Below are 14446 nucleotides of genomic sequence, written 5' to 3'. Positions count from 1 at the left end.
CCGATACTGAGAAGGATGCCGTCGTGTCCAAACTGATGATTTTCGCTGGCAATGCCAACCCCGAGCTTGCCAAAGCTATCGCGCAGAAACTCCACATTCCCATGGGTCAGGCCACTGTAGGCCGCTTCAGCGACGGTGAGACCACCGTTGAGATCAATGAGAATGTTCGCGGCCATGATGTGTTCATCATCCAGCCGACCTGCTACCCCACCAACGACAACCTGATGGAACTGATCGTGATGGCTGACGCACTTCGCCGTGCATCCGCAACACGAGTCACCGCCGTTATCCCCTACTATGGATACGCGCGCCAGGATCGCCGGGTACGATCAACCCGCGTCGCCATCAGCGCCAAGGTCGTTGCCGACATGATCTCCAGCATCGGCGTGGATCGGGTCCTCACGGTCGACCTGCACGCAGACCAGATCCAGGGCTTCTTCGACATTCCGGTGGACAACATCTATGCCACCCCGGTCATGCTCGAAGACATTGAAAAGCAGCGCTTCGAAAACTTCATCGTGGTATCCCCCGACGTGGGCGGCGTTGTCCGCGCCCGGGCCGTGGCCAAGAAGCTGGACGATGCGGACCTGGCCATCATCGACAAGCGCCGACCGAAGGCCAATGTCTCCCAGGTCATGCACATCATCGGTGACGTGAAAGACAAGACCTGCATCCTGGTCGACGACATCATCGATACCGCCGGCACCCTGTGCAAGGCAGCCAACGCCCTGAAAGAGCATGGCGCGGCCCGCGTGGTGGCGTACATCACCCACCCGGTGCTTTCCGGTCCGGCGATCGACAACATCAACGAGTCACAACTGGATGAACTGGTGGTCTGCGACACCATTCCGGTGAGTGACAAAGCGAAGAATTGTGATAGAATCCGCGTCCTCGGAATGGCCGGTCTGCTCGCGGAGTCCATTCGCCGCGTCAGCAACGAAGAATCGATCAGCGCCATGTTCGACAATGCCTGAGCGAATTTAACGCGCTAGTTTTCAGGCAAAACAAGCAGTTACCGGGTCGGGAGCCTAATCAGGCTCCCGACTCTTTTAGTCAGTCGGAAAAATCCGGCTTTTCAGAAACATCACCTGATCCAACGCCTGGTCGCGGGCAGTTCAGGTGACGATTGAGGTTACTACCATGTCTCAGGAATTTGTTATCGAAGCATTTCCTCGTGACGATCAGGGGAGAGGTGCGAGCCGCCGCCTGCGTCGTGAGGAACGGAAAATCCCGGCCATCATCTACGGTGGCAACAAGGATGCAACTCCGATTTCCATCTGGCACAACGAACTGAAGAAAGCCCTGGAAAACGAAGCATTCTTCTCTCACGTTCTGACCGTTGAACTGAACGGCAAGAAAGAAAGCGTGATCCTGAAGGATCTGCAGCGTCACCCGTACAAGCCTATCCTGACGCACGCTGACTTCCTGCGCGTCGACAAGGATCACGAGATCCACGTTAACGTACCGCTGCACTTCATCAACGAAGACACCGCTCCGGCGATCAAGCTGCACGGTGGTGTTGCCAACCACCAGATCAACGAAGTGGAAGTGATCTGTCTGCCGCAGAACCTGCCCGAGTTCATCGAGGTCGACATGACTTCCGTTGAAATGGACCAGGTTGTTCACCTGAGTGACCTGAAACTTCCGGAAGGCGTTCGTGTTGCTGCCCTGCTGCAGGGCGAAGACCACGACCTGCCGGTTGTTGCTATCCACAAACCGCGTGGCGCCAAGGCTGACGACGAAGCGGAAGAAGGTGAAGCAGGCGAAGAAGGCGGCGAAGAGAAGGAGTAAGCACTCCGGGGGCAACGGCGAATGGCACAGGATATTGTCATGGTGGTCGGCCTGGGAAATCCGGGGCCTGACTACGAAAATACCCGCCATAACGCCGGCGCCCTGTTCGTCGAAGCGCTGGCCCGCCATGCGGGCCAGACGCTCCGCCCCGAAAAGAAGTACCATGGGCTCTACGCCCGCATTCAGCTGCACGGCCTTGACCTGCACCTGCTGAATCCCTCCACGTTCATGAACCGCAGTGGCCTGTCCATCAAGGCTCTGGCGGACTTCTTCAAGATTTCTCCCGAACAGATCCTGGTTGCCCACGACGAACTCGACCTGCCTCCCGGCACTGCCAAACTCAAAAAAGGCGGCGGCCACGGTGGTCACAACGGTCTCAGGGACACCATTGCCCACCTGGGCACCAACGATTTTCAGCGCCTGCGCCTGGGCATCGGCCATCCCGGCGACAGCCGCAAGGTCACGGGTTTTGTTCTGGGCCGACTCGGCAAGAAAGAAACAGAGGACCTCACCGCGGTATTCGACGAAGTCATGCGGGTATTGCCGGATGCCGCCAGCGGCAAACTGGCCGCGGCCATGAACCGCCTGCACAGCTTCAAGCCCGCGCCCTGAGGGGGCATTTCCCCTTACTCGCACCCACCGGCTGACACCGGTATAATCCGCCCACCATTTTTTCAGTACCAGCAGAGGCATTCCATGGGATTTAACTGCGGCATCGTCGGCCTTCCCAACGTCGGCAAATCCACCCTGTTCAACGCACTGACCAAATCCGGCATCGGCGCGGAAAACTTCCCGTTTTGCACGATCGAGCCGAACGCCGGTGTGGTGGCCATGCCCGACCCTCGCCTGACCAAGCTGGCCGAGATCGTAAAGCCCGAGCGCGTGGTGCCCACCACCATGGAATTCGTGGACATAGCAGGCCTCGTTGCTGGAGCCTCGAAGGGCGAAGGTCTCGGCAACCAGTTCCTGGCCAACATCCGCCAGACCGACGCCATCGCCCACGTTGTACGCTGCTTTGAAGACGGCAACGTGATCCACGTGGCCAACAAGGTCGACCCCGCCTCGGACATCGACGTCATCAACACCGAACTGGCCCTGGCCGATCTCGACACCGTCGAGAAAGCGATCAAACGCGTTCAGCGCGTCGCCAAGAGCGGCGACAAGGACGCCAAGGCCCAGCTCGACATGTTCGAGAAGCTGCTGCCCGTCCTGAACGAAGGCAAGCCGGTGCGCAGCATGAACCTGGACAAAGACCAGATGGCCCTGGTGCGCGAACTGTGCCTGCTGACCGTCAAGCCCACCATGTACATCGCGAACGTGAACGAGGACGGTTTCGAGAACAACCCGCATCTCGACAAGGTCAGGGAAATCGCCGAATCGGAGAACGCCGTGGTGGTGCCGATCTGCAACAAGCTGGAGGCCGAGATTTCCGAGCTGGAAGACGACGAGAAAGCCATGTTCCTGGATGAAATGGGCATGGAAGAGCCCGGCCTGGACCGCGTGATTCGTGCCGGCTACGGCCTCCTGGGCCTGCAGACCTACTTTACCGCTGGCGTGAAGGAAGTGCGCGCCTGGACCGTAAAAATCGGTGCCACGGCACCTCAGGCGGCGGGCGTGATCCACACCGACTTCGAGCGCGGCTTCATTCGGGCAGAAGTGGTCAGCTACGACGACTACGTCCAGTACAACGGCGAAGCCGGCGCCAAGGATGCAGGGAAATGGCGCCTGGAAGGCAAAGACTACATCGTCAAGGACGGCGACGTTATCCACTTCCGTTTCAACGTCTAACTTTTCAGGAAAAAATAGGCCCGAAGCCTTGACAGCATGGGCCCAAATACTGAAAATACGCGCCTCGTTTGGGGCGAAGCCCAAAGCGAAATGGCAAGGTAGCTCAGTTGGTTAGAGCACAGCACTCATAATGCTGGGGTCGGCGGTTCGACTCCGCCCCTTGCTACCAGATTCCAAAGGGTTACAGTTCACGCTGTAACCCTTTTTTCGTTGGTTGACTACAAATTGACTACAGCGTGGGAGACCAAGTCTTTGCGCCGACCTACGTGCCTCGAACCGATAACACAAAAGCCCACGTCCTATAACTCTCCTAAATGTTCTCGTTTTTTCAGCTACAGTTTTAGCCGTATAGTTTTGGCAACCTATCGTAGACACTCCAAAAAGCCCGAGGTACTCAATGAAAGCTAGCAGCAGGGATGTTCTTGATCGAGTTGATGGCGAGCGGGACAAAGTAAAGTGGCCTCCAGGATTCGGTCCCGATTCAGACTTCAAAAGCTCTATCCAAAAAAATATCGACGAAGCCATAAATAGAACCTTTGATCTAAAGCATGGCAACAAAGGAATGACAAAAGAGCAAGCTAAGCATGAAGTAAGACAGATTCTATCTAGAGGGAACTATAACGAGCTATTAGCTGCAGCAAACACCTACAAACAATTAATCGCAGTTCACAACGATCAGCACGAGCAGCTAAAAAAAATCGAGAATGGTCAAGGTTTAAGAAACCTAATCTGGAGAGCGGCAACCACGTTCACGATTGCGTCCATCATTTTTTTCTTCTACTGGATCGCAAGCTGCCTAGGAATAGCCCTACCTCTGTCCAGGCTCGCGCTTTAAATCATTGATACCCACCGAGCCTTCCGTCATGACTACACGGGAAATAGGAGACAACCTGACCGCAGACTCTAGGTGATCAGGAGACAAATGCACGTACTTCATAGTCATAGCAATGTTGCCATGCCCTAGAATCCTCTGGAGCGTAAGAATGTCCCCTCCGTTCATCAAGTAGTGGCTAGCGAAGGTATGCCGGAGGATGTCAGTGAACTGTTGCGGTGTTGAGTATCCACATCGCTTGTAGGCAGCGCGAAACGCTGATCGGCATGGACCAAATAAACGTCCTGGACCCGGCAAGGCATTTTCAAGAATTTGCTCCTGGATCTTCGGATCAATCGGAACCGCCCCGCTCTTTCCGTTTTTCGTATCCCGAAAGATGACTTTCCCTGAGAGAAACCCGGAGTTCGTCAGAGTTTCCGCCTCTATCCACCTTGCGCCCGTCGCCAGACAGATCATTGCTACAGACCAGACAAACTCATTCGAGCTTTGCCTGCATTCCTCCAGGAGCTGGTTGCACTGGTCGATAGTAAGAAAGGACATTTCCCGTTCTTTGACCCTCACCTGACGAACCGGCCCGATCGGGTTAGCTTTGAGGTGCCCGATTCTCACCATCTCAGCAAACACAGCCGAAAGGTATCGCTGCTCGTGGTTACAGGTTCTTGGCGTAACTTCCTGCATTCGTAGGGCACGGTATTCCATCCAGTCAGTCGCGGTGAAATCCTTTACTCCGGGGTTCCCAAGCCGATCGCAGATAGCGTTTGTCCTCGACAGACGGTACTTCGCGTCCTTCAGCATATGGCCGTGATAGTCGTACCACTTCTTAACCAGATCTTTGAGTCGTTCCGATGGGACCCGATTTTTACGCCCATAGTCACGAACAAACTGAAGTGCATCCAATCGGGTTTTGAAGCCCTGTTTGCGTACTCTCGGACCTTCCCTACCCTCCGGATAGAAGTCCACCTTCCAGCCATGTTCGTTTTTTGAAATCACGCGGCCACCTTAGTCAGCAGTCGTCGTTTGATGAGCCCGTCCTGAACAAGCGGGAACAGTTCGTTCTCATAGATCTCCCGACGCCGATAGTAGCTGCACAAGTCTTCCCAGAGGCCGCTTTTCTTGAGGCAATCCCAAGCCTGACGGGTGTTAAAACGGTTGCGGGCATAAATGCTCAGGAGATTGCCGAAGGCGAGGGAGACGTTCTTCTCGTTGCCGCAACCAGGCTCCTTTTTTACGCGTTTGTAGAGCAGATCAGGGGCCGAATACCCGAAGCCGATGTCATCCCGAAGTTTCGTCCAGATGGGGTGTACCCAGTCCCTCTTAGCCTCGTAGCGGTTGCCCTGAAGAGCGTATTTCCACAAACCAGTTAGATGCGGTACGGCATCCATGAAGGTATAAATGGGCTTCATGTTGGGTGTGCCCTGGGAGATCTCGTTGACGATTCTGTGATGAAAGCGGATTTCCAACCGCCAGACCGACTTGTCCGAGTCGTAGCAGGTATCCGGGAAGGCGTCTTCATTGACTGCGCTTTCCCAGATGCCCTCCATGAATGCGCGCTTGTCGCTCACGTCGATCTCCTTTGACTTGTCGTACAGACACACCTGCAACCTGTTAGCCTTGCCAAAGGTGTAGGTTTCACCGCGACCATTGATAGTGGTCCCTTGTAAGCCCTGAAAGTGGAAGTCTCTCATTCCGCTGTGGACGGTGACCGTCTTTGCCCTGGTCACAAAGTGTTGCGCAAAGTCTTCCGGTGGTCCCCACCCCTAAAAATCCACCGCCAGATGCAACGCAGTGCCGACGGGGTTAATCGCCTTCAGGAAATGCATTCCCCACTCGGCCAATTCGTCGTGGACTTGCTGACTGGAGCGTTCATAGAGCCAGCGCGGGGACGTTTCGATTTTGACGTGGGTTCCCTAAGTGTCGGCTTCGGCGTAGAAGCTCTGAACCAGATTGGTCAGACCGTACTCGCGGTTCTGGAGGATGTACTTAACCCCCCGCTACGACCTGACTGGACACGGAACAAGACGTTTCGAATCTCGAACGACGCTTCAAAGCTTTCTTCGTAGGCGGTGGTTATTTCAGCCAGGACTTCCGGCTTTAGTCGACCCTCAAACAATTGCCGAACGGTATCCACACCGGTCCAGAGAACGTTTACTCGGCTTAAATCGATCTGATGACCATCGGGACCAATGAACAGATCTCCTTTACCGATTTCCCAAGTCTGGACTTTAAAGCGTTCAAAATCGTGAATCATGTGAAGTGTTCCTTTCTGTCCATTATTGAACCGATTACTCGGTATCTATCAGACGTGTTACAGTGATATTCACGCTAGCTCTTGCTGAAGATCAAAGCTAAAAATTTTAAAAAATACAGCAATACAAAAATCAATCATCATTTGAAAAACGATAATTCGGAGCTCCTAAGCATGATAACCAACATCACGATGGACCGTGTCGCCAGTTACAAGCAAGCTACGGTTATTGACACCAATAAACAAGTTACTCTTATATATGGGCTGAACGGAACTGGAAAAAGCACAATCTCAAATTTTTTATACTCACCCCATTCCCCCGTATACCGACATTGCAAATTATCCATAGCTCCAGAAACAAAAAAACTCGTCTATAACCAAAACTTCATAAATGACAATTTTTATGAAGCAGAAAAAATAAGCGGCGTTTTCAGCCTATCAAAAGAAAACAAAGAAGCTGAAACTAAGATCGAGAATCTCACTAAAGACCTCAACGAAAAAACAGATCAGTTACGCCAACTAGAATCTAATTTACAAACTGAACGCCAATCGCTGGATAACGAGAAATCTAAAGCGAGCGATAAGACCTGGGAGATAAAGCAAGAAAATTCGACAAAAAATCGAACACTAGACAGCTTTCTCGAAGGCAAAAAAGGAAACAAAGAAACTCTATTTAATTATCTATCAGAAAAGGTAATGCCGTCAGAAAAACCGACGAAAAGCATTGAAAAAATAAGACACGATTTCCAAACCCTTAGTGATAGTTCAGCTAAAAAATATCAAACTCTGCCCCCCTTCTCCTTCAACCACTACCAAATCGAAAAAGATGAAATCTTCAAAGAAGCCATAGTAGGCAACAACGATAGTACGGTTTCAAAATTAATAGATCATCTAAATAACTCCGACTGGGTAAGAAAGGGTTTAGACTTTTTGAACTTGGAGTCCGAGGATGATCAGAGTTGTCCGTTTTGTCAGCAGAAAACCATTACAAAGCCCCTATTAGAAAATATCAAAGATTACTTCGATGAGTCGTTCGACGGAGCCTTAGACTCCATGAGGCAGAAGCTTACCTCCTACGAGAAAAGCCTGAACTCACTCAAAAGCTTTGAAGAAATAGAAAAAAACCCTTTCATAGACAAACATATTGAAGAGATATATTTAAAGTACAATCATGCGGTAGATATATTTACGGCCAACATAGAAAAAATAAAAGAAAAAATTAACTCACCAAGCCAAAGAGTAGAGCTCAACTCAACTGCTGAGGCAATTGAAGACTTAAACCATTCAATATCTGACATAAACTCTGAAATATCAGAGCACAACAAAAAAATTGACAACAAAAAAGATGAAGTTAGAAAACTGAAGGATGAGTTCTGGGACTTGATGAGATGGACCTATGACCAAACAATTTCATTCTACAAATCGAAGGAATCGGAAATTAGCACAAAAATTAAGGGAATAAATCAATCAATCCTTTTAAAGAAATCCGAAATTCAAACCACCAACTCAGATCTATCAAAAGCACAAAGTCAAACCGTCAATATTGACGACGCCATAAACAACATAAACCAAAACCTTGAACAGCTAGGGATAACTGATTTCAAAATAGTAAAACACTCCGACACGCTATACAAAATAGTAAGAGACAATCAATCTGACGCTGACTTTACAAGTTTAAGTGAAGGCGAAAAGACAGTAATAACTTTTCTATATTTCTGCGAACTATGCAAAGGAAAAGCATCGCCCAATGATACAACAACAAAAAAATCAATAATAATTGACGACCCTGTATCAAGCCTGTCACACATATATGTATTTAATGTAGCGCAAATGTTGAAGCGGGACTTCTTCTACTCACAACTATACGAGCAAGTCATAGTATTAACACACAGTCTTTATTTCTTCTACGATTTAACAGAGACAAAGAAAGATAATCGCGACAAAAAACAAAACCTTTTACGGTTAAGCAAGAACGCGACAGGAACCTCTATAAAAAAAATGAAATATGAAGAAATACAGAATGATTATCATGCATACTGGTCAGTAATAAACGATCCAAACCAACCACCAGCACTAATAGCAAACTGCATGCGAAACATAATTGAGTATTTCTTCAATTTCGTAGAAAAGTCTGACTTAAGCGTCATAACTCAAAAGCCAGAACTTCAAAGTACTAGATTTCAAGCCTTCTGTAGATATATAAATCGCGAGTCTCATTCTCTAGGCCAGAACATATTTGACTTCAAAGAATTCAATTATACTGACTTTAAGGAAGGTCTTAGGTTAGTATTTTATACTCAAGGCTATAAAGACCATTACGATATAATGACAGCTAAGATTTCCGCTTAAAGGGTTGGGGGGGGGTAAGGGTGTCATCAGTTCCCTTGCCCCACTGATCTTTTTTATATTCCTATTTTTAACTGCGTAACCTGCGCCTCTCTAACTTAACTGCTTTCAACTTGGCAATGTTCATTACTTACGATATTTAGGCAGAAGTTATTACCAATCATCTTGAGGACTCAATGCTTTTAAAGCTTCTTCTTTTTGAAGATGAAAGGAATTTGTTTCATGCAAAAATCGATTTCTCAATTGCACTTTAGGCAATGCTTCTTGTTGCCACCTTAGTGCTTCCAATACGACCTGCGGTTCAGGAAATTTATCGTAGTTGTTCTCTGTTAATGGCCCCCAGGTTAAATCAGGAATCGGATTTCCACCAATGGAACCGCGATATTTGGTAGAGAAAACATCAAAATAATTAAACGAGTCTTTAGAGAAAAGAGAATAATACCGCTCATTATCTGGATACGAGCTTTGGCGCGATATATCAGAGGCAACAAACTTTCTGCCATTAAACTCCACAACTGTTCCAAGCGTTGGCAATAAATAATCATTTTCCAGCTCGAGCTTAACTCTTGCATTTTCAGCTATATAATCGTCAAAGAAATCGTTTACAAATCTAAATATTTCTTTTTGAGAAGCTAAATCCCAAGGAGGAACTCTGTCTTCAGCTTTTTTATACCGTTCTAATAGAGTATAAGTCTGTACCCACATAGCAATAGCAGGAGCGCAGCCTATAAAAGTCGCAGGACTCGGTCCTATTGGCTCTTGGTTCGTGTATCGAATAATTGCTGTATATAATTCATCTGTATTGAGTTGTAGCCGAGCGAGCAACTGCGCCACTCTCGGGTCCGAACTCTCAGGCGGCAAGCTGTCAAGGCGTACAATTATGTCTTGCAGCAAGAGGCTGCGCGACTTCATATCGCTTATGTGTTGATTCATAAATGCCGAATCAATATGTCGACTGATAGCCTCTATTGCTTTATCTATTGCATCTATGATATCCGCCAACTTATCTATTACTTTTGCAATAGACCTAGCAATATCTCCCACCGCATCAATGGTCCGAGCTATTGCGGAGCCTACGTCTTCGATCTCATCGCCTAGCTTGTATCCAACGTATAATGTTGCTATCGCGTTTGCGACCTCTCCAATAAAAAGCGTCTCAATTTCATCGGCTAGCCCTGGATCTACATATTGGTATAATGCTGTTCTTGACTGAGTTCGAAGTATGATCCCATTTCTTATTTCGTCAATCGTGGCGTCGCTCATTGTATTTCCTATTTGATCACGTTTAACATATGGAGTTTTCACTAATGGTGTTGCCTAACGCTTCCGCTCGAGAGACCTCTGCTAGAGCGCGTCCGGTCGATAGCACACCATCAAAAATCAACATCCAAAATTATAGTTAGTCATAACCCGTTGGGACTGCAAAACGCCAAGGACAATAATTGCGTACAAAATTAAACAGTTAGCTTTTTTATTTGTGAATCGAAATTCCAGTTACAACTGGATAACTGAGAATACTATCGGCAAAGTCTGCGTCCCGCCGGCGCGTTCAGTGGCTTTCAGAGCATTATTCTTCGCTGAACCTTGAAGTCCCTCCGTCCGAAGCCATCTATTGGGGCGGGATGGACTTCTGAAAATCGCCTCTTCATGTTCATCATCCTCCGCTTTGATGATCATTACTAAGCTGGAAACGGTTAAGCCAGAGCGGAGCAGGTCAATGTCAGTTTCCATAGTCGTAACCTTCTACCAGCTATAAACAGAGCACTCCGCTGATCACTCGGTTTTATCTTCTAACCTTTTCTCCCAAATGAGTAAGTTGATAGGTTTCTCCGAGTTAAGGAGGCCTTTGTCGTCAATCGGAAACAGTAGAGATACCGGCTGGCATTCGGCCTCGCCTTCGGCCGTCATAACCCCGGCAACGGCGGCTATGGACGTTAAGGTTTCGGAAAGTTTTGAATCGTTTGTTTGACCAACAGCAGTTATTACTCCGTTTGAAAAGTTTGCGGATAAATCTGAGGAACCGATCCCCCACCCAAAACTCATTACCTTTTTCTTGCCGGGTAAGGTAACCGCTGTGACTGAGCTCACGCAGCTTGTCGTTTGAGAGTAGAAAAGATAAGGCTTAGGTTCGTAGTAAACTAAACCGGTAGTATCGTTTGAGTCGAAATTTATGGAAGCACAGCCTCCCAACATCAAGATTGGAGTTATGGCTGTATATTTCAGTGTTTCGAAAAGAATACTTTTAGTGTCCATTTTCGTTTTAATCCTTCCCTGAGCAAACCACCAAAGCTTGACTAGGGTTCACCAAGCCTCGAGTCCTGGATCTGTATAACCGGATTTTGACATTGTATTTTGCAACGGCGACAACCAAACAGCTTCATTGTTGAAGTATTCAAACGCAGTCAACTCTGTTCAAAACCGATAATCCAAAAGCTTAGTCCAGCCCCTGTAATCGTTCCATCTAATGGTTTATTCCATTTGATCCTTCCACCAATTCGACTGCTTAGACTAATGCATTCTTTTGAGAACAGGGGAAGCAATGAAAAAGAGTTGGCTTTCGATAGGAAGGGTTGCCCCTTTGACTACCAACCTGTACTTCGTTGTCTGCCAACGAACGGCCAGCTTCTTTAAATAGCTGATTTGAACACCTGTTCCTTTTACTGTGCGGGTTCCACAGGTCTCATAATGCTGGGGTCGGCGGTTCGACTCCGCCCCTTGCTACCAAGATTCAAAGGGCTGTAACTTCGGTTGCAGCCCTTTTTTATTGCCGCACCACTGCGCCCCTCCTTTCTCGATCGAGGGCCTTGGCCTGCTTCCCCCGATTACACAACCTTTGACAGTTGCCCGAGGCTTCTTTCGATATGCTGGGGACATCACCCTTGAACCTTGTATCGGATCGCAGCGCCCATGAAACCCCGAAGCACAATTCCCGCATTGCTTGCATTGGTGGTGGTGCCGATTGCCCTCGCCATTGCGGGAACCGGCTTCAAAACAGCGGTGCTGTCCATCGGAATCTTCTGGATATGCCTCGCCGTCTTCTTCTATCCCAACCTTGCGGAATTCATCAAAGCCATCAGGGAGCGGGGCTGAACACGTCTCTCGCCCGGAAGATCCCAGGCATCATACGGTCAGGGACGGCAGTCAGGCTACGAGCCAATTTCAACGCCCGTTAGATAGAAGCTCGAAAATTGATGTGCATCAAGGCTGGTTTCCCGTGAACGACACAGACTTCGCGAACGGTAGTGTAGAGCGGATTCGAGGATGTTCCGGGACACCGAAGATAACATTGTAACTCTCCCATTGGACCTGGCCTCCGTTCTGCTCATTGGCATCGCCATGATGACCTTCCATGATACGAGCGCAAACCAGGCGTTTCTGTTCGCGATTACCGTTGTCCCGCTTTCACGGATCTGGACGATGGTGTACGAGCGGCGATGGGGCGATGACCAGCCTGACCTTGGGGAATCGGCGCACCAACAAGCGGGCTGGTTCCAGAAATCGATGTGTTACGTCGGCTTTGAATTCGTCCTGCTCCTGGCATTTTCTCTTTGCGGCATCTGGATGCTGGATATTGAACCTGTCGATGCCATCGTGACGGGCATAATGCTTGTGCTTGCACACACAACTTATTGGACCATGGCAAAGCTCATTACTGAAGAACGCTGAAGACCATGGCAGAGTGTGTGCGACCGAAACGTCCGTTTCGGGCAACCGTCTTCACCTCAGTGGGCGCCCGCCTTGGAAAGGACGTTCAGCACGAAAACCCCAGACACAATCAACGCCATTCCGACAACACCCCACGCGTCCAGCTTCTGACCGAACACCAGCCAACCGGCCGCCGCCACCAGAACAATTCCAAGACCTGCCCAAATGGCGTACGCGGTTCCCACCGGGATGGTTCTTAATGCCAGCCCCAGAAGGTAAAAAGCGACACCGTACCCGACAACCACAACCACGGAGGGCATCAGCCGGCTGAAGCCCTCACTCGCCTTCAAGAAGGACGTTGCCACCACTTCCGCGACGATCGCCAGCGCGAGAAATACCCAGTTCGTCATGTTTAACCTCCTGCATCGAGGCGGCCATTGTGCTTGTCGCCAACCGGAAAATGAACCGTAGAAACCGAAAGCGATCCAACCGGGGGCGCCCCCCTTCACCCGATGGAAAGAATGGCATAAGCTCCCGTTTTACCCGGAGGACCTGTTCATGCCGCAAACCACCACCGTCGCAGGCCTGTCGCTCGACCGACTGGAGCGCATTACCCGCCACCTTGACGAAAGCTACATCCAGCCTGGCAAGCTTCCCGGGGCCGTAACCCTGGTGGCCCGGCATGGCGAGGTGGTCTGGACCCGGGCTCAGGGGCTGATGGACGTTGAGCGCAACAAGCCAGCCCGGCGAGATACCATCTTCCGGATCTATTCCATGACCAAGCCGGTCACCTCCATTGCCATGATGCAGTTGTACGAACAGGGCCGCTTTCTGCTGGACGATCCGGTTCACAAGTACATCCCCTCGTGGAAAAACCTGTCGGTGTACAAGGCCGGTGCCTGGCCGGACTTCCAGACCGAGCCGGCCGCCGCCAGCATGACCATTCGCGACCTGCTCACCCATATGTCCGGCCTGACCTACGGGTTTCTTGAGCGCACCAATGTAGATGCCGCCTATCGCCAGCTCAAGCTGGACGGCAGCGGCACCCTCACATTGGACAAACTGATCGACCGATTGGCAGAGCTGCCACTGGAATTCTCACCGGGTACCGCCTGGAACTACTCGGTTTCCACTGACGTGGTCGGGTACCTGGTCCAGGTGCTGTCGGGCCAGCCTCTGGATGACTATTTTCAGGAACACATCTTCGCGCCCCTGGGGATGACCGACACCGGCTTCCAGGTTCCGGAGGACAAGCTGGACCGGTTTGCGGCCTGCTACCTGCACCAGCCGGGGAACACCATGAAGTTGCAGGACGACCCAGCGCGATCCCGCTACCTGCGCACCCCGGCATTCCTTTCTGGCGGCGGGGGGCTGGTGTCGACGGTCGATGATTACCACCGTTTCGCACAGGCGTTGTGCCAGGGCGGTGAATACGCCGGCCAGCGCATCATAGGGCGGAAAACCCTGGCGTTCATGCGCAGCAATCACCTGCCCGGAAACCAGGACCTGCCGGCGCTGTCCATCGGCGCGTTCAGCGAGACGCCCTACGAGGGCAATGGTTTCGGGTTGGGCTTTTCCGTCAAGACGGACGTCGCCAAATCGCACACCAATGGCTCCGTGGGTGAGTACGGCTGGGGCGGCCTGGCCAGCACCAATTTCTTTATCGATCCGGAGGAGGACATGGTCGTCATTTTCATGACTCAGTTGATACCCTCTTCGTCGTACCCTGTGCGCCAGGAGTTGCGAGCCATGGTCCACGGCGCCCTGGTCTGACCCGGGCACGGATCTGCGCTTTGCAT

The 14446-nt window shown here is 50.4% G+C and carries 15 protein-coding genes and 1 tRNA gene; 10 read left to right on the top strand and 6 right to left on the bottom strand.

Annotated features, from left to right (window positions below; all coding sequences use genetic code 11):
• Window positions 1-23 precede the first annotated feature (23 nt).
• From KXD86_RS14935 to KXD86_RS14910, 6 genes are all read left to right on the top strand, one after another.
• A complete protein-coding gene (locus KXD86_RS14935) occupies window positions 24-974 on the top strand; it encodes a ribose-phosphate diphosphokinase (protein ID WP_218636953.1) in 951 nt (316 codons plus the stop codon).
• A 166-nt stretch (window positions 975-1140) separates the two neighbouring features.
• Window positions 1141-1791, top strand: coding sequence for a 50S ribosomal protein L25/general stress protein Ctc (locus KXD86_RS14930; RefSeq protein ID WP_218636952.1), 651 nt, complete (start codon window positions 1141-1143; stop codon window positions 1789-1791).
• A gap of 21 nt (window positions 1792-1812) precedes the next feature.
• Window positions 1813-2403 (top strand): aminoacyl-tRNA hydrolase, encoded by a 591-nt coding sequence (gene pth / locus KXD86_RS14925; RefSeq protein WP_218636951.1) that lies wholly within the window; start codon window positions 1813-1815, stop codon window positions 2401-2403.
• Window positions 2404-2487: 84 nt separating this feature from the next.
• The gene (ychF, locus tag KXD86_RS14920; RefSeq protein ID WP_218636950.1) at window positions 2488-3579 is read left to right on the top strand and encodes a redox-regulated ATPase YchF; all 1092 of its coding nucleotides are present in this window, start codon (window positions 2488-2490) and stop codon (window positions 3577-3579) included.
• Between the two features lie 92 nt (window positions 3580-3671).
• Window positions 3672-3748: transfer RNA gene (locus tag KXD86_RS14915), tRNA-Met, on the top strand.
• A gap of 228 nt (window positions 3749-3976) precedes the next feature.
• The gene (locus KXD86_RS14910) at window positions 3977-4414 is read left to right on the top strand and encodes a hypothetical protein (RefSeq protein ID WP_218636949.1); all 438 of its coding nucleotides are present in this window, start codon (window positions 3977-3979) and stop codon (window positions 4412-4414) included.
• On the opposite strand, the gene KXD86_RS14905 is transcribed toward KXD86_RS14910, so the two are convergent.
• The 3 genes from KXD86_RS14905 to KXD86_RS18905 all read right to left on the bottom strand — a co-directional run bounded on the left by KXD86_RS14905 (window position 4388) and on the right by KXD86_RS18905 (window position 6659).
• Window positions 4388-5401, bottom strand: a complete 1014-nt coding sequence (locus KXD86_RS14905) for a phage integrase (protein ID WP_218636948.1) — start codon at window positions 5399-5401, stop codon at window positions 4388-4390. The genes KXD86_RS14910 and KXD86_RS14905 overlap by 27 nt on opposite strands.
• Complete coding sequence (locus tag KXD86_RS18910; RefSeq protein WP_512699706.1) at window positions 5398-6132, bottom strand: phage replication initiation factor; 735 nt, start codon at window positions 6130-6132, stop codon at window positions 5398-5400. Before KXD86_RS18910 ends, KXD86_RS14905 begins: the two co-directional genes overlap by 4 nt.
• Before the next feature lie 227 nt (window positions 6133-6359).
• Window positions 6360-6659, bottom strand: coding sequence for a hypothetical protein (locus KXD86_RS18905; RefSeq protein ID WP_228739608.1), 300 nt, complete (start codon window positions 6657-6659; stop codon window positions 6360-6362).
• A 171-nt stretch (window positions 6660-6830) separates the two neighbouring features.
• On the opposite strand from KXD86_RS18905, the gene KXD86_RS14895 reads away from it, so the two are divergent.
• Complete coding sequence (locus tag KXD86_RS14895; RefSeq protein WP_218636947.1) at window positions 6831-9005, top strand: AAA family ATPase; 2175 nt, start codon at window positions 6831-6833, stop codon at window positions 9003-9005.
• Window positions 9006-9155: 150 nt separating this feature from the next.
• Here the strand turns inward: KXD86_RS14895 and KXD86_RS14890 are convergent, their stop codons facing one another.
• A complete protein-coding gene (locus KXD86_RS14890) occupies window positions 9156-10265 on the bottom strand; it encodes a hypothetical protein (protein ID WP_218636946.1) in 1110 nt (369 codons plus the stop codon).
• 510 nt (window positions 10266-10775) lie between these two features.
• Window positions 10776-11255, bottom strand: a complete 480-nt coding sequence (locus KXD86_RS14885; RefSeq protein WP_218636945.1) for a hypothetical protein — start codon at window positions 11253-11255, stop codon at window positions 10776-10778.
• A gap of 654 nt (window positions 11256-11909) precedes the next feature.
• Here KXD86_RS14885 and KXD86_RS14880 point away from each other — a divergent pair.
• Together KXD86_RS14880 and KXD86_RS14875 are read left to right on the top strand one after the other, a co-directional pair.
• Window positions 11910-12092, top strand: coding sequence for a hypothetical protein (locus KXD86_RS14880; protein WP_218636944.1), 183 nt, complete (start codon window positions 11910-11912; stop codon window positions 12090-12092).
• A 171-nt stretch (window positions 12093-12263) separates the two neighbouring features.
• Window positions 12264-12668: a hypothetical protein gene (locus tag KXD86_RS14875; RefSeq protein ID WP_218636943.1), complete on the top strand. Its 405-nt coding sequence runs from the start codon at window positions 12264-12266 to the stop codon at window positions 12666-12668.
• 56 nt (window positions 12669-12724) lie between these two features.
• Here the strand turns inward: KXD86_RS14875 and KXD86_RS14870 are convergent, their stop codons facing one another.
• The gene (locus KXD86_RS14870; protein WP_218636942.1) at window positions 12725-13057 is read right to left on the bottom strand and encodes a DMT family transporter; all 333 of its coding nucleotides are present in this window, start codon (window positions 13055-13057) and stop codon (window positions 12725-12727) included.
• Between the two features lie 148 nt (window positions 13058-13205).
• On the opposite strand from KXD86_RS14870, the gene KXD86_RS14865 reads away from it, so the two are divergent.
• The gene (locus tag KXD86_RS14865) at window positions 13206-14420 is read left to right on the top strand and encodes a serine hydrolase domain-containing protein (RefSeq protein ID WP_218636941.1); all 1215 of its coding nucleotides are present in this window, start codon (window positions 13206-13208) and stop codon (window positions 14418-14420) included.
• Window positions 14421-14446 lie beyond the last annotated feature (26 nt).

It is taken from the genome of Marinobacter arenosus (assembly GCF_019264345.1).
GTDB classification, from domain to species: Bacteria; Pseudomonadota; Gammaproteobacteria; order Pseudomonadales; family Oleiphilaceae; genus Marinobacter; species Marinobacter arenosus.
Note: the sequence above shows the minus strand (reverse complement) of the source record. Positions and strands in the feature narration are given on the sequence as shown.

Excerpts from the sequence above, each read along its gene's own strand:
- KXD86_RS14930 (WP_218636952.1), top strand. The coding sequence starts at position 1,141 with ATGTCTCAGGAATTTGTTATCGAAGCATTTCCTCGTGACGATCAGGGG.
- pth (WP_218636951.1), top strand. The coding sequence starts at position 1,813 with ATGGCACAGGATATTGTCATGGTGGTCGGCCTGGGAAATCCGGGGCCT.
- ychF (WP_218636950.1), top strand. The coding sequence starts at position 2,488 with ATGGGATTTAACTGCGGCATCGTCGGCCTTCCCAACGTCGGCAAATCC.
- KXD86_RS14910 (WP_218636949.1), top strand. The coding sequence starts at position 3,977 with ATGAAAGCTAGCAGCAGGGATGTTCTTGATCGAGTTGATGGCGAGCGG.
- KXD86_RS18905 (WP_228739608.1), bottom strand. The coding sequence starts at position 6,659 with ATGATTCACGATTTTGAACGCTTTAAAGTCCAGACTTGGGAAATCGGT.
- KXD86_RS14895 (WP_218636947.1), top strand. The coding sequence starts at position 6,831 with ATGATAACCAACATCACGATGGACCGTGTCGCCAGTTACAAGCAAGCT.
- KXD86_RS14890 (WP_218636946.1), bottom strand. The coding sequence starts at position 10,265 with ATGAGCGACGCCACGATTGACGAAATAAGAAATGGGATCATACTTCGA.
- KXD86_RS14885 (WP_218636945.1), bottom strand. The coding sequence starts at position 11,255 with ATGGACACTAAAAGTATTCTTTTCGAAACACTGAAATATACAGCCATA.
- KXD86_RS14880 (WP_218636944.1), top strand. The coding sequence starts at position 11,910 with ATGAAACCCCGAAGCACAATTCCCGCATTGCTTGCATTGGTGGTGGTG.
- KXD86_RS14875 (WP_218636943.1), top strand. The coding sequence starts at position 12,264 with ATGTTCCGGGACACCGAAGATAACATTGTAACTCTCCCATTGGACCTG.
- KXD86_RS14870 (WP_218636942.1), bottom strand. The coding sequence starts at position 13,057 with ATGACGAACTGGGTATTTCTCGCGCTGGCGATCGTCGCGGAAGTGGTG.
- KXD86_RS14865 (WP_218636941.1), top strand. The coding sequence starts at position 13,206 with ATGCCGCAAACCACCACCGTCGCAGGCCTGTCGCTCGACCGACTGGAG.